Annotated in this window: 9 protein-coding genes and 4 pseudogenes; 10 read left to right on the top strand and 3 right to left on the bottom strand. The window is 38.1% G+C overall.

All coding sequences use genetic code 11. The annotated features are described in order from the left end of the window. Nucleotides 1-3: 3 nt before the first annotated feature. From ACVBAX_RS03380 to ACVBAX_RS03390, 3 genes are all read left to right on the top strand, one after another. Nucleotides 4-1,323, top strand: a complete 1,320-nt coding sequence (locus tag ACVBAX_RS03380; RefSeq protein WP_447115875.1) for an ATP-binding protein — start codon at nt 4-6, stop codon at nt 1,321-1,323. 3 nt (nt 1,324-1,326) lie between these two features. Further along, the gene (locus ACVBAX_RS03385) at nt 1,327-3,483 is read left to right on the top strand and encodes a DEAD/DEAH box helicase (RefSeq protein ID WP_447115876.1); all 2,157 of its coding nucleotides are present in this window, start codon (nt 1,327-1,329) and stop codon (nt 3,481-3,483) included. A gap of 198 nt (nt 3,484-3,681) precedes the next feature. Beyond that, nucleotides 3,682-3,756: a hypothetical protein gene (locus tag ACVBAX_RS03390; RefSeq protein ID WP_447116032.1), complete on the top strand. Its 75-nt coding sequence runs from the start codon at nt 3,682-3,684 to the stop codon at nt 3,754-3,756. 25 nt (nt 3,757-3,781) lie between these two features. Here ACVBAX_RS03390 and ACVBAX_RS03395 read toward each other — a convergent pair whose 3' ends face one another. Continuing rightward, a complete protein-coding gene (locus ACVBAX_RS03395; protein WP_447115877.1) occupies nt 3,782-4,558 on the bottom strand; it encodes a Cthe_2314 family HEPN domain-containing protein in 777 nt (258 codons plus the stop codon). A gap of 281 nt (nt 4,559-4,839) precedes the next feature. Here ACVBAX_RS03395 and ACVBAX_RS03400 point away from each other — a divergent pair. From ACVBAX_RS03400 to tnpA, 3 genes and pseudogenes are all read left to right on the top strand, one after another. After that, nucleotides 4,840-5,274: pseudogene (locus ACVBAX_RS03400) on the top strand (lysine 2,3-aminomutase); the annotation flags it as partial. Nucleotides 5,275-5,283: 9 nt separating this feature from the next. Beyond that, nucleotides 5,284-5,565, top strand: coding sequence for a YokU family protein (locus ACVBAX_RS03405; protein ID WP_447115878.1), 282 nt, complete (start codon nt 5,284-5,286; stop codon nt 5,563-5,565). Nucleotides 5,566-5,781: 216 nt separating this feature from the next. Further along, a pseudogene (gene tnpA / locus ACVBAX_RS03410) lies at nt 5,782-6,281 on the top strand (IS200/IS605 family transposase). Nucleotides 6,282-6,456: 175 nt separating this feature from the next. Here tnpA and ACVBAX_RS03415 read toward each other — a convergent pair. Further along, nucleotides 6,457-11,487: a LysM peptidoglycan-binding domain-containing protein gene (locus ACVBAX_RS03415; RefSeq protein WP_447115879.1), complete on the bottom strand. Its 5,031-nt coding sequence runs from the start codon at nt 11,485-11,487 to the stop codon at nt 6,457-6,459. A gap of 514 nt (nt 11,488-12,001) precedes the next feature. On the opposite strand from ACVBAX_RS03415, the pseudogene ACVBAX_RS03420 reads away from it, so the two are divergent. Together ACVBAX_RS03420 and ACVBAX_RS03425 are read left to right on the top strand one after the other, a co-directional pair. Further along, a pseudogene (locus ACVBAX_RS03420) lies at nt 12,002-12,324 on the top strand (lysine 2,3-aminomutase); the annotation flags it as partial. Between the two features lie 10 nt (nt 12,325-12,334). Then, a pseudogene (locus ACVBAX_RS03425) lies at nt 12,335-12,617 on the top strand (YokU family protein). A gap of 292 nt (nt 12,618-12,909) precedes the next feature. Here the strand turns inward: ACVBAX_RS03425 and ACVBAX_RS03430 are convergent. After that, nucleotides 12,910-13,512: a TetR/AcrR family transcriptional regulator gene (locus ACVBAX_RS03430; protein ID WP_447115880.1), complete on the bottom strand. Its 603-nt coding sequence runs from the start codon at nt 13,510-13,512 to the stop codon at nt 12,910-12,912. Between the two features lie 125 nt (nt 13,513-13,637). On the opposite strand from ACVBAX_RS03430, the gene ACVBAX_RS03435 reads away from it, so the two are divergent. Beyond that, nucleotides 13,638-14,360, top strand: a complete 723-nt coding sequence (locus ACVBAX_RS03435) for a CPBP family glutamic-type intramembrane protease (RefSeq protein ID WP_447115881.1) — start codon at nt 13,638-13,640, stop codon at nt 14,358-14,360. A 72-nt stretch (nt 14,361-14,432) separates the two neighbouring features. Next, nucleotides 14,433-14,771: a YrdB family protein gene (locus ACVBAX_RS03440; protein WP_447115882.1), complete on the top strand. Its 339-nt coding sequence runs from the start codon at nt 14,433-14,435 to the stop codon at nt 14,769-14,771. Nucleotides 14,772-14,832 lie beyond the last annotated feature (61 nt).

The raw sequence follows: 14,832 nt of genomic DNA on the forward strand, positions 1-14,832 counted from the left end.
TAATTGAATATTAAGAAGCGTGATTCAACAACTATATTAAACTCCCTATCCGGAGGAGTGGTACCTAGCAGAGGATTACAATACATCATGGTAGGTCGCGCAGATGAAGCAAAACAAATTCTAACAGACTTACAAAATATCAAGAGTGGGTCATCTGTTATCAAATTGTTTATAGGATCTTTTGGGAGTGGGAAGAGTTTTATCCAGGCACTTATTCAACAAATTGCATTTCAAGAAAAATTTGCTGTAACTAAAGCAGATTTTACTCCTGAACGACGATTATATGGCAGTGAGGGGAAAGCAGTAGCTATTTATACAGAATTAATGAAAAACATGGCAATTGCTACTGTACCCGAAGGTGGGGCGTTACCCACTATTCTAGATAAGTGGATTAGTGAAGTCCAATCTAAAGTAATTGTTGAGAAGAATTATGGGTCAGTTGAATTTGATAACCTAGATTTTGTGAAAGATGTAGAAACTGAGATAACAAAAACGGTATCAATAATGGACGACTTAATTGGTGGATATGACTTTTCTCGAATACTAACACAGTATTTTAAGGGATTTGTTGAAGATAACAGTGAGTTACAACGCAAAGCGCTAAAGTGGCTACGTGGAGAGTACAAGACAAAAACTGAAGCCAGAATAGATTTAGGTGTTCGGGATATTATTGATGATAACAATTACTATAACTATATCAAGGTTGTTTCCCAGTTTGTTAAACAAATCGGATACTCAGGATTAGTCGTGAATCTAGATGAGGCAATTAATCTTTATAAGATAACTCATCCCCAAACAAGGGATAAAAACTACGAAACCATTTTAAAAATATATAATGATACACTGCAAGGTAACGTGGAAGGACTGTATTTCACAATAGGGGGGACTCCGGAATTCCTAGAAGATGAAAGGAGAGGACTCTTTAGTTACGGTGCTCTAAAACGACGTTTAGAATCCAATCGTTTTGAATCTGATGAGTTCCGCGACTTATCTCAGCCAGTAATAAAGTTAACGCCACTTAAGCATGACGAAACTTATGTGCTGTTGCAGAAATTGCGTGATATTCATGCGACACATTACGGGTATCAAGCTAGTGTAACTGATAGTGAAATTAAAAGATTTATTGTTCAAGAATATTCAAGACCCGGAGCTAATGAAAATCTAACTGTAGGGGATGTCATTCGTTCTTATATAGGCGGCTTAAACATTCTTCATCAAAATCCACAATACAATCGTAGCAATATCTTTGGAGAAGAAGAAACACCGCAGCCAGAACCACAGAATCAGGTTTACTCTAGGTTTGCTACAACAGAAGGGGAATAAGGAATGACTTTTCATCTGTTATCGAAGAATATTCAAAAGAAGATATGGGATATGAAATGGGACAGATTTACCCCCATCCAAGATAGAGCCATACCAGTTATCGTAAACAGTACAAGAGATGTCATAATATCATCAGGGACTGCTTCGGGTAAAACAGAATCAGCCTTTTTACCTGTTTTATCAATAGTAGAGAAAAAAGCAGAATCAGAGCTAAAGGTACTATACATTTCTCCTTTAAAAGCACTAATTAATAATCAATTTGAACGTATTGAAAAACTATGCGAACACACACATATTCCAATCCACAAATGGCACGGAGATGTAAGTCAAAGTGTTAAGAAGAAATTTCTGAAAGAGCCAGCTGGTATTTTACAAATTACACCAGAGTCTCTCGAAAGTCTTTTTATCAATAGGACTGAACAAATCAGGAAACTATTTAAGGAATTAGACTTCGTAATAATAGATGAAATACATTCTTTCCTAAATGGTGAGAGAGGTGTCCACCTCCGTTCATTGTTATCTAGGATAGAAAACCTTGCCCAAAATCAACCAAGAATTATTGGTTTATCTGCGACTATTGATAACTTCCACTTTGTAAAAGAATGGGTAAATTACAGAACCCCAGAAAAAGTGGAAATTGTGGAAGAGAAGGGCAGCGAAAAGCAGTTGATGTATTACCTAATGCATTTTCCTGAAAAAGAAGGCGAAAACAGTGGAAGTAAACTAGAAGTTTCTCTATTTGAAGATATAAGGGAACTAACTCGACACCAAAAGGCTATTATTTTTTGTAATGACCGTGGTTCTGTGGAAGAATTAACAGTATTCTTGAATCGTTTAGCAGAGCGTGAAAAGGTAGGGGAAACTTATTATGCTCACCATTCCTCTATTGATAAAAAGGAACGGGAATATGTAGAAAAAACAATGATAAGCTCTAAACTTCCCAAGACAGTAGTTGCTACAAGTACGTTGGAGTTAGGATTAGATATTGGAGATGTAGATATAGTAATTCAATTAAACAGCACATTTACTGTTTCCTCATTAAAACAACGACTTGGTAGGTCTGGCCGAAAACGAGATGCTAAGCAAATGTTACAGATGTATACTACAAAGCGAGATAGTTTATTACAATCCCTATCCGTTATGGAGCTAGCTTTAGAAAAGTGGATTGAACCAGCAACAGGTTACCCCCAGCCCTTCGATATCTTATTACACCAAATCATTTCCATGTGCACAGAAACGAACGGAATAACAATTAGTAAATTGTTAGAGAGAGTTGAAAATAATCATATTTTTTATAAGCTCGATACCGTTGACGTACAAATACTTCTTAACCACATGATCAAACTCGATTATTTAGAAATTGTGAAAGGTCCCAATGAGGTTATAGTGGGGTTAGAGGGAGAACGAATTTTAAGAAGTCGTGATTTTTATGCAGTCTTTATCACACCAGAAGAGTATCTCGTATTAGAGGGCGTGAGAAAAATTGGAACATTAGATAAGAGTACTTTTTTAGGATCAGAAGGAGATAATATTATCCTTTCCGGAAAACTCTGGACAATTAAACAAATTGATTCTCAAAAAAACAAGATTTATGTATCAAAGGCCGTAAATGGGAAGCCGCCAAGATATTCAAGTAGTGGATTAAAACTACATAAGAAAATTGGTGAAAAAATAATTCAGATTCTATGCGATGACTACCAATTCAATTATATCAACAAAGAAGCACTTGACTCCCTTAACGATGAAAGAAGGTTTTATCATGATAATAATATTCAATCTATTGATAGAGTGATAAGGGAAGAAGATGACAGTTTCTTATTAGAGTCATTTACTGGTACTGTTATAGCTCAAACTTTAGTGTGGATGCTTCGCTCTTTAGGTTTCGTTGCTAAAATAGAGGATGGGTTAAATAGATTAAGGATTGAAGGACCTTTTTCAATAGATGTATTAAATTTCATCAAAGGCGAAGAATGGGATGAGGTTAGGCTATTTCCATTTATCACAGAAGTAGAATGGTTTAATTCTAAGTTTTCACCTTTTTTACCGGATGAGTTGTTTATGAAGATGCATATTGCACATGAAATGGACATTCGTGGTGCAACAGAATATCTTGAGGAATTCGAATTTAAGTTTGTCGATTGTAGAGCAAGAAGGGCGTAGTGGGAATTTATCATATTTATTCTCGATATTGAGGTTTATGTACTAAATTCTTAGTAGGTATTCCTAATAACATGCAATGTTTTAGACATAATTATTAAAACCTCTAATAACCCCAAAATCAAGAAATAAATTGTTTCATTGATTTGCAGTTTTTGTTAATTTTAAAGGACTTACAATAATAACGGTGAAACAATCTTTCTGTTCGATAGTCCGGGAGGAGGGGGAGAGATAGCTCTTAAACCGATTTATCTCATTTCTCAAAGCGGTGTATAGAGGAGCCAGCTAAGGTTCCTCTCTTTTAATTGTTCACTTGCAAATGTTTCTCAAGGACTTCAAATGTGGCCTTGATACTTTTAAGTAAGCCGATCATTACTGTTTTGATTTCATTTGAAGTTGTATAATTCCCGACTCCAATTGAAACAACTCCCTCTGATTTTGTGACACCAGAATCTATTCGATAAGGTGGATGATTGTGTGCAATGTCGTTTCTCATTCGTACTCCAATTTTAAAGTCATTAGACTGTTTTACCTTATTTAAGTCTTTGTATAGAGGGCGGCTTACTTGATTGAGTTTATAAATTGCATTATTGAAACTAATTTGGTTTCTTGGGTTGTTTTCATTATTTTCTAAGTTAAACAGTTTAAATAACAAATGACCAATTGTTTCATATAAGGTGAATGATTGTAGAAAGAACACGTCCACAAAATATGTGAAATTATAGTGATTACTATGGTGTTGTTCATAAAAGTGAGGGAAAAGTTGAACTGATTGACCTTCTTTGCCAGGGGACATAACCCATTCCTCATCCGGAATGCCTTTGTAATAGTAAAACATTGCATATCCAAAGTTGCGGTTTACAGAGAGTAGTCTATTATTTAAGATCAACTCCCAATGTTTAGTGTCCCAGTTATCTAGGCCCCAAAAATAATCCTCCCCTTTTTGAAACATTCCTTTTGGTAGTTTAAAGTGTTTCAATGGACTCTCTTTAATGCATTCATTGAGATCAACTTCTGTTATCCCTTCAAATGGAGTGATATTTATTGTTCTTCCCATGCTTCTCCCCGTTTCATTCATAAATGTCTTCTCCTATTATGATAGTTGATTAGCCTAAATTATTCCAATGGAAAGAAACACTTCTTTGCCAATGTTGTTACTCCAAATAGATAGGAATTTGTACTTGTTCCGATTTCATAGAATCGAGTAAGAGAACTAGACACAATGAATAAGCACCCGTGTTAAGTAAAAGAAATTGATATGCACAACTTGATAATTTTTGCTGAAACATTGTTGGCATATTAAATAGAGGTCTTTCATTGGTTTCTTTAATATTATTCTTCATACTTACAATAAAAAACGCTGTCCCAACCTTTGTTGTCGACGCTCCAGGTGATGGAGGAAAGATTGCACTGCAACCAAATTACCTCATTTCCCAAAGTGCAGACAAAGTGGTGTTACGCAATTTTGAAGGTGTGATCACTTCTTATCCGGAGCCACAGAACTATGTTCCAGGCAGAGCTGAGGATTATTTCAAGAGTGTTTATACTGATTACGAAAAATACAAATCTAATGTTGGGATATCTGCACTTATGAACGACAGCAAATTCAACCTCGTCCCGGAAGATCTTCAACGGCTAGACAGAAGAGAAAAATATCAGGAAGACCAGAATCACTCTTCGTTAAAGGATAAACGTGAAAAGCGTGATGAACTAAAAGAGAAGAAGTTCAAGGCACAGCAACAAAAATCAACCGGACAGTCTGAGGAAGAAACAGACAAAACGGTTAATGAGTAGGGATTGAGTTTGGATATTAGATGCGAGTGGTGTGATGGGAAGGCAAGGATCAATGAAAGCTCTGTATATTGGGAGTTACCGGATGGATCTAGGGCTATCGAAATTACAGAAACACCGGCCATTATCTGTATGGAATGTGAAATGGTGTATCAGGAAGAAAAGGTGATTAAGGAAATTGAGGATCAGTTGTTTTTGGTTGATACAAGACAAATCGGAAGTACGATAAGTTTTAAGGAACTAATGGAATTACCAAGATTGCTAAAGAGAAATTACTTTGATTTTTCTTCATAGAATAATAGCAATCGTAAAAAGGCACTTAGTGGGTGCCTTTTTGTAATTATACAAGTTAGAACCATCCGAGGGGATGGTTCTTTTGATTATGGAAACGAAAACCCCGGGCTAGGCCAGGGGTTCTAAAAAGCTTTCAGCGTGGTATTAAAAAAACTTCCCCGTGGTGCTAAAATATTTTTGGTTCGCCAACCAAAATACCAGCACGGAGGAAGTCCCATGTCTAAAGACAATAATAGTTTAGCACACACTACCTGGAATTGTAAGTATCACATCGTCTTTGCACCAAAGTATAGAAGACAGATTATCTATGGGAAAATCAAGAAGGATATAGGAGAAATACTACGCACATTATGTGAAAGAAAAGGTGTAGAGATTATTGAAGCTACAGCGTGTAAGGACCATGTACATATGTTAGTAAGCATTCGCCGAAACTAAGTGTGTCCGCGTTCGTCGGTTATTTAAAGGGAAAGAGTAGTTTAATGATATTTGACCGACATGCAAATCTGAAATACAAGTACGGAAATCGTAAATTTTGGTGCACAGGATATTATGTAGATACAGTTGGAAGAAATAAAAAGGTAATAGAAGAATATATACGTAATCAAATACAAGATGATATAGTCGCAGAACAATTAACAATGATGGAGTACATTGATCCATTCACGGGTGAAGAAGGAAGGAAAAAAAACGAGGTTAAAAGGGAAGAAGGCCTTTGAGGTCTGGCCAGTAGAAGTAGTACACTTGGCGAACCCTTCAGTAGCCCTTTAGGGTTTGGTCAGTAACAAAGGCTTTTAGCCGCAGAGAAAACCACCCGTTCTCACGGGTGGTTTTTATTGACGCTGCATAAGATGAATCGTCCCCATGATGCTCTACATGCTTTCCTTAATAAAATCATGGAATGATTATCGTTTGACCCAAATGGATAATATCGGTTGAAAAGTTGTTTACTGATTTGATCGCCGTGACGGTTGTATTGTATGTGCGGGCAATCGAGTATAGGGTATCTCCAGATGCAACTTTATGGATAACGACTTCTTGTGGGATTTTCAAGATTTGTCCTACAGTTAAAAAGTCGCTTGTTAGATTACTTGCTGATTTAATCGCCGTTACTGATATACCATATTTTCTAGCAATGGAATAGAGCGTGTCTCCAGCTACCACCGTATATGGCTGCATAATCGTCGTTGTTGTCGGAGCCACTGATGGTTCCGGTACGTATTCAGGCTCAGACACTGGTTCTAAAATTGGCTCTCCAACCGGTTCCGCTTCTGCACCTGGTTCAGGCACTGTCTCCGCACCCGGTTCTGCCTCTGCAACTGGTTCTAGGATCGTCTCTTGGTCTGCCTCTACAGCATGTTCTGTTTCCGTCACAGGTTCTGTCTCCACAACAGGATCTTGTATTGACTCAGGTACTGCTCCGGTTTCAGTAGGCGAAACGTTATTTGTTGGGAGCTTTAATATTTGTCCTACATATAACATATCAGAAGTTAGAGAATTAAGTTCTCTAATTTCAGCAATGGTTGTCATGTTTTTACTTGCGATCAGCCAGAGACTATCACCAGCAGTAACTCGGTATGTCGTATACTCTGCTTGTGCAGGTTCGGATGGTTTTACAGGTGAGACCACTGGAACGGTATTCGGAAGTTTTGTTATATAACTGTTCCAAATATCTTTATCCTCTTGTCCAAGGCTCCAATTACCGACACCACGTAGATTGTATTTCCTAACAAGTTCAAGCTTGTGTTGAATCGATTCTTCATTTTCAAACCAGACAGTATACGTTCCCAGAGATAGAGTACGTCCAGAAATAACGGTTGTTGGGTCACCTTCTTTGATTGTAAATGTAGCTTTCGGAGTCTTGCTTATTTCATCAAACTCGATTGTGCCATGGTATCTTTCTATCAACATATTCACTTGCCAATTCGAAAGTCCGTATCCGCCATAGTTTGCTCCTTCTTGCCAATAGCGACCAAAATGAGCGGTGCCGAGAACCACTTTGTCAGGGGTGACCCCTTCCGAAACAGCATATTGAATGGACTTTTCTACCCAAGAGTGGCTTGCTACAGACCCCGGTTCACCACCTTCATAGCTTTCATCATAGGCCATGATCATCAGGTAGTCCGCAATGTTAGCTAGCTCTGTGTAATCATATGAACCATGCCATCCTGCTTCCCAACCATTTGGATTCGCCGCGACTGCAACGGAAACCTCTTTATGATTAGGGATTAATTGACGCAGCAACCTTACAAATTCTGTGTAATTTTCACGGTCTTGGGCCGTTACATTTTCAATGTCCACATTGACGCCATCCAGATTATATCGCTCAATGGCATCTGCAATTTGTCTGGCAGCTAATTCTTTATTTTGGAGCATCGCTCGACCTACTTCACGATTCCAGTGGTTACTTAAAAATGGAACCACTCGTACCCCTTGACGATGCATCGTATCAATAAAATTCTGATCGACCTGATAGGTGAGTTTTAACGTCCCATCTGGATTAATATCAAAATAGCTAGGTGAGACAATATTGACTGCATGACCCGTCGAATTCACGACATTGGCATATTCCTTAGTACTGCCAAAGTATAAATACCCGAGATTCACGACTTCACTTGCTGTTAAGGGAAGACGTAATGTCTGGGTAACGACCAGGGCATCGGTTGGTAAATGATTTAATGCCATTAATGCATCAACGGTCGTATTGTATCGTTTAGCGATGGAATAAAGGGTATCACCAGCCGATACCGTATAGGTGTTTAATGTTACTGACGTTACACCACTTAGGTTTCCTGCTGCATCTGTTAGTTTTACGGTTGCAGAGTGTACCGCTTGAATATCTTGTGAAAAAAGATCGACTGCGTAATATCCTTCTTCATCAACGATTGTTCTTTTTGAAACAAGCTTATTATTCGCTGAATCAAACAGAGTGACTTCAATCGTTCCGCCGGGTTCAGCACTCCCAAGTAAGGTGAAAAGGTGCTGTAAATTCTCATAACGGAAACCACTTTTGGCGACAACTGGATTTTCAACTACGGTATCCTTTATCACTGTTGCTGAGTTCACAATCCCTGTGTTACCTGCTTGATCCGTTTGGATAAATTCGAAAGTTAATGGACCGTCCTTAAACACAGATAAATCTACTGTGTCAGAAAAAGAACCATTTATCACCTGAGCAGACTTACGTAATTGTCGTTCATTGTCACTGATTAAAATATCAACGATTGCTCCTTCTTCTATACTTGATCCTTTTAATGTAAATGGTTGTTGGTTGGAGCGATTGATGAAATCAGGTAAGTTTGTCACCACCTCGGCAGGTGCCGTCGTGTCCTTCACAATGGTAACTGGTTTTGGAGTTCCAACATTACCCGCATTATCAATGGCTCGAAAAGTAACAATCAATCTTCCATCCTTAAGTTCTCCTAAATCAAAGCTTTGCTCAAATTTTCCTTCTTGATCACTCTCGACTGTTTTTGTTACCGTATTGGTCCCATCAGTAAACTGAATCTCTAACGTTGTATGGGCCTCAGTTTTACCGCTTAGCATATAGGAAAGGACATTTCCACTATATATACTTGACATACTTTCAAGGGTAAGGTCAGTCGGTCCGATGGTATCCTTTACTAGCATTTTGGCATATCTTTCACTTTCATTACCTGCTTGATCGATTTGCATGATTTCGAATGTGACTTCTCCATCATCGATGGATGATAAATCAACCGGAATATCAAACTCGCCATTTTCATTGACTGTTCCAGTTACATTTAGTACTTGCCCATTTGGATGAAACATACGAATCAATAGTTCGGCATTAGGCTCGCCTTTACCTTGCAAATGATAGGAGGATTGATTGCCCTGATTAATAAAGTTTGTATTATGCAAAATAGGTGCATTTGGATTGGATGCATCCTTTATAATCGTGGTTTCAAACGTTTCACTGGTCAACCCATTAGGGCTTGTTTGAAACGCTGAAACCATAATGCTTGTGTCGATTAACATACTAACATCAACACGAACTTCAAACTCCCCATTTTCATTGGCAGTGGTTGATACCAAGTGATCGGGGTTTATTCCATCCGATAGGCTAACATCAACTACAGCCCCAGGTTGTGCTTTTCCGATTATTTGGTAATTCTCTGCATTTTTACTATTTATTACGTCCAGGTCTGCAAGCTCCGGTGCTGCAATGATGGTCTGTTTTTCGATGGTTGTTTGCTGTGACTCACTTTGATTTCCTACTTCATCGGTTGCACGGAAGGTCACCTGAATGTCACCATCTCGCAGCGTTCGTAAATCAGCAGTGTCCTGGAAGGTACCTGTTGAATCGGCGTTAGCTCTTGTGACAATCTCTTGATTTCCATCATCGGAAAAAACAACTTCAACAACTGCTCCTGGTTCTGCGTGGCCTACAAGTGGATACTGACTAACGTTGTCAGGGGTAATCCCTTGTATGTCTTCTACCGTTGGAGTGATTGCTGATGTATCTTTTTGGGCTGTAGCTACTTTCGGTTCACTTTTGTTTCCATTCTCATCAGTAGCAGTTGCGAGCAAAGATAACGACCCATCCTGTAACCCTTTTACATTTAATACGGCTTCAAAATGACCGGTCGGATCAGCTTTTATAGTGATTTCATCAGCTTGGTTACCTGTATCAGTGATACGTAGTGTTATCGTTGCATTTGCATCCGTTTTTCCACTTATAGCAAAATTTTCTGCATTCGCACTGGTTACTATTGAAGGAATATCTAACTCTGGTTGTATAACAGACGTATCCTTTGAAACATTTACTTTTGTGACGCTGCTTTCGTTACCTGAATTATCGCTGGCCTTCATAACTATAGAAATTGACCCATCCTGTAAAGAAGTAACATCCACATTCGTACTGAATTCACCATTCCCATTCGCCACTACTTTCGTCGTAATAGAAGGATGAATCCCATCAGATATGGAGATTTGTACGACCGCACCGGGTTCAGTGGTCCCTCTGATTGGATAGCTTGCAGCTGATTCACTCGTGATTAATTCAGCAAATGTCGGAATGGGTTCAGCGGGTGGAGTCGTGTCAACCGGTATCTGGATAGATTCTATTGCAGTCGGGATGATTAACATCTGACCAATTGAAAGGATGTCAGATGTAAGATTGTTTGCATTTTTAATTGCACTAACGGTTGTAGCATACTGTCGAGAAATGGCATAAAGGGTTTCTCCTGCAGCAACCATATGGGTGACTGTGCTCACATTTTGTTCTGGAGGAGCTGTTGGTTCTGGTGTTATCGCATCGGGATTCTCAAGATTAGGTGTTGGATTCACCACTACTGGTTCCTCAGGTTCAGCAGAAGGAGCCACTGACGTAATTGGTTGTGGTATTTTTATTTTTTGTCCGACAGAAAGGACGTTTGTAGACAATTGGTTATAGCTTTGGATTACCGAAACGGAAGTATTATGGCGTTTTGCAATCGAGTAAAGCGTATCGCCTGAAACAACAGTATATGTATAATAAGGGAGACGTAGCTCTTGCCCGACATGAATCATATCCGTTGTTAGATTGTTTGCTTGTTTAATGTCCGCTACTGCAACATTTAGTTCCCTTGCAATCTTGTATAACGTATCTCCTGCTTTAACTGTGTACGTATCATATTTTGGTGCTGTTTGCAGTTGAGTCGGTGTTTGCGCACTTGCTATATTCCCTGATGCCCCCAAGTAAAGAGTAGTGACAACAAAGGAACCTACGAGTACCTTCACAATTGTAATCGGTACATTTTGAAATTTTTCTTTAATGATTGACCGTATATGTGTTTGTAATTCTGTTTTTCTCCTAGAAGGTTTCCCTAGCTCAACAGCAAACTCGGTCATCTGTGGTTCTAGATAGATATTTAATATGTAACTTCCACGATCTTCCTTTAACTCATATCTCATAATTTGCATAAAAAACCTCCGTAAACAAAAAAACAATAATCGAGAGCTTCCTTAGGTCTTGTCTTAGTTTCTCTATTTCTAGGAGATTCATTCCTTTTCATTGTTCATAGGAAAAACGCACTCAAAAGATCATGCCTTTCAGCAAACCCCATTGAACTGCCACGAATATTCGTTGGATTTTGAGCTGGCAAGAGGAGATGGTGTGATTTCGTTTATGGACATATGGAAGGAATACGAGAGCTTCCCAGTGATATTGAGGAATGTCTAAGGAATCAACCCAACTACTTTTATCATAGTTTATTGTTCCAATATCTGTGCATTATTAGAAAGTAGTGGGATAAAATATAGATTTACGAAATTATCTTTTTTGATATAGATGACACGCTTTTTGATTTCAAGTAACTCTTAGAGTGTGGGAAAATTCAATTAACATGTGTATAAAATGACATAATCCATCATTATCACATTAGAAACAGTAGTCAGGGTATTCTCTAGATCTGCTGTTTTTTGTATTGATAAAGTACATACAATAAAAAACGCAGTCTCTACCTTTGTCGTCGATAGTCCTGGTGGTGGAGGGAAGATTGCTATCCAACCAAATTACCTCATTTCGCAAAGTGCTGACAAAGTAGTGTTGCGAAATTTTGAAGGTGTTATCACTTCTTATCCGGAGCCCTCAGATAGCGGCTCGACAGAAGACAAAAATATCAGGAAGATCAGAATCACTCTTCTTTAAAGGAAAAACGTCAAAAGCCTGATGAGCATAAAGAGAAGAAATTTAAGGCGCAGCAACAAAAATCAACCGAACTGTCTGAGCAGGGAACAGACAAAACGGGTAATGAGTAGGCGATTGAGTTTGGAGATGAGGTGCGAGTGGTGCGAAGGGAAGGCAAGTACAGCTAAAGGCTCTGTATATTGGGAGCTCCCAGATGGATCAAGGGCAATTGAAATTACTAAAACACCGGCCATTATCTGCAAGGAATGTGAAAAGGTGTATCAGGAAGACAAAGTGATTAAGGATATAGAGGATCAATTGTTTTTAGTTGATACAAAAGTAATTAGTAATTCTAATAAGTTTTAAGGAGCTAATGGAACTACCTAGATTGCTGAAGAGAAATTATTTTGATTTTTCTTCTTAGTGTGTTTTCACATGGATAATGGCACTCAGAAATGGGTGCTATTTTTTATATGTAAGCGTCAAATAATCCCCACCTACCGAGTAGATGGGGTACAAGCTATTATTTAGATACTTGGTTAAAAACCTTGCAATAGATTGGTAGAGTCGTTGACCAAGAAGTATCTTATCAAGGGCACTATCATCGCTGGAAGTCTTAATAAACGGTTAAAATGTGTCTACCACTTTTAAAGCTAATATTCTCCTCGTCTTTCATCTACTCCTTTACAATCCATAATAAAAGGTTACCTATCTCTCTATAAGTGTAACTTTTTGATCAAGATCCCGGAAAAGTAATGATCTAATGTACTATTAAGTAAATGTTCTAGAGAATCCTCTCCTTTGGATATTACCCAATTGACAAGAGATCCTATATATATATTTATGATATCTTTTGATATCACATCAGATGGAATGTCAGTGGTGACCATAGAGTGTTGCTGACCGTATTCAATCACTTCTTCTGTAATCGATTTAAAGAGGTCGAACATTTTCATAAGCAATTCCTTGTATTCCTCATTTATAGTGACTAAATGCATCAAATTTTGAGTGAACATAGGAGTGGTATGTAATACAGTGGCCATATCCACAATGGAGTTCCTAAAGTTGTTGAATACATCTTCTTGTTTATTCATTAGCTCTTTCATGTAAATCTTAAAAGATTCAAGTTGATTTAAGTCAAATTCGTATAAAATTTGCTCCTTAGATTTGAAATAGGCAAAAAAGGTCGGCTTGCTAACACCGGCTTTTTTTACAATTTCGTCAATGGTCGTCTTTTGGTATTCTTGTATTTTAAAAAGCTCCATTGCGGCTGTAGTCAGCATGTTCTTCGTTATTGCTTTGTTTTGTTCTCTTCTCAAGATTCATTCACCCACTTAACAGTTTGAAAAATTTCCTTTACAAAAAAGTATTTCCAATTTATATTTTAAATATTACAACAATTTTAACCCGCAGTAAAGTTTTTTTGGAGGGTAGGTAAAGGAATATGAAAAATCAGAAAGTGTTTTGGATTCTTTTATTATGTTTGTTAAGCAGAACGATACTTTCTTTATTCGCCCAAGGTATGTTTTCCTTGGGTTCAACATTAACAGCCCAACCATTAGATTTCCTTGAAGCGGGAAGATGGTGGACTGTCTACGGTTCATTAATCGACATTGGATCCTTAGCTTTAATGGTTTGGATAGTAACGAAAGAAGGAACTCAGGTTAAATCAATCATTGGATTCTCACTCACAAGCATAAAAAGGGATGTCCTTCATGCAGGGCTACTTTTATTTGTTTTGTTGCCAATCACCGTTTTATGGGGGACTTTTGTATCTCTACTTATCTACGGGCAAGTAACCAGTCCAATCCTAGCTGGCCCTCTACCTTTGTGGGGGGAACTTTATAGCGTAATGGTTTGGCCAATTGGATGGGCGGTAATGGAGCAAATGGTTTACATGGGCTATTGTTTACCGAAGCTAGTAATTATTTTTAAAAATAATGTAGCGGCGGTTATAGTATTAATGTTTTTCTGGGCATTACAGCACACAGTGTTACCGTTAACGCTTGATCTGAACTACTCCCTTTATCGTTTTTTAACAGTGATTCCTATGTTAATAATCCCGATTTATTATTTGAAAACCCGTCGTCTTATTCCTCTTATTCTAGTTCATGCGTTATCAGATTGCATTTCTGCCCTATCATTTTATTTTTTACCGAATGGCTGAGATAGGGGACTCGGGATGTTAAAGGCTATCGTTCAATTAGTATTCTAAGATTGTATAGAAGGGGAAAATCATATGTTATTAATTAAAAATTTAAACCTGCTGCTACGTCTAGGGTTAGAGTTGTTTGTACTCCTTTCAATCGGTTACTGGGGTTTTCATTTAAAGGGTTCTTGGATGATTAAATATGGTCTCGGGGTAGGGTTACCAATTATTGTAATGGTTGTATGGGGGATGATCATTGCTCCCAATTCTGCCTATCAGCTCCCATTACCTTGGAGAATCATTATAGAGGTATTTGTTTTTGGTCTCGGAGCATATGCCCTACATGCATCTGGGCATCAAGGGCTTGGTAAGATATTTTCTATTCTGGTTTGTATTAATATGATCCTTCTGCTGTACTGGAAGCAATGAAGTGCAATATTATCCTTGGTCCTAATGAATTAAAGCAAGCTTTTAATCACTAAACTACAAT

This window comes from Robertmurraya sp. GLU-23 (genome assembly GCF_052983275.1).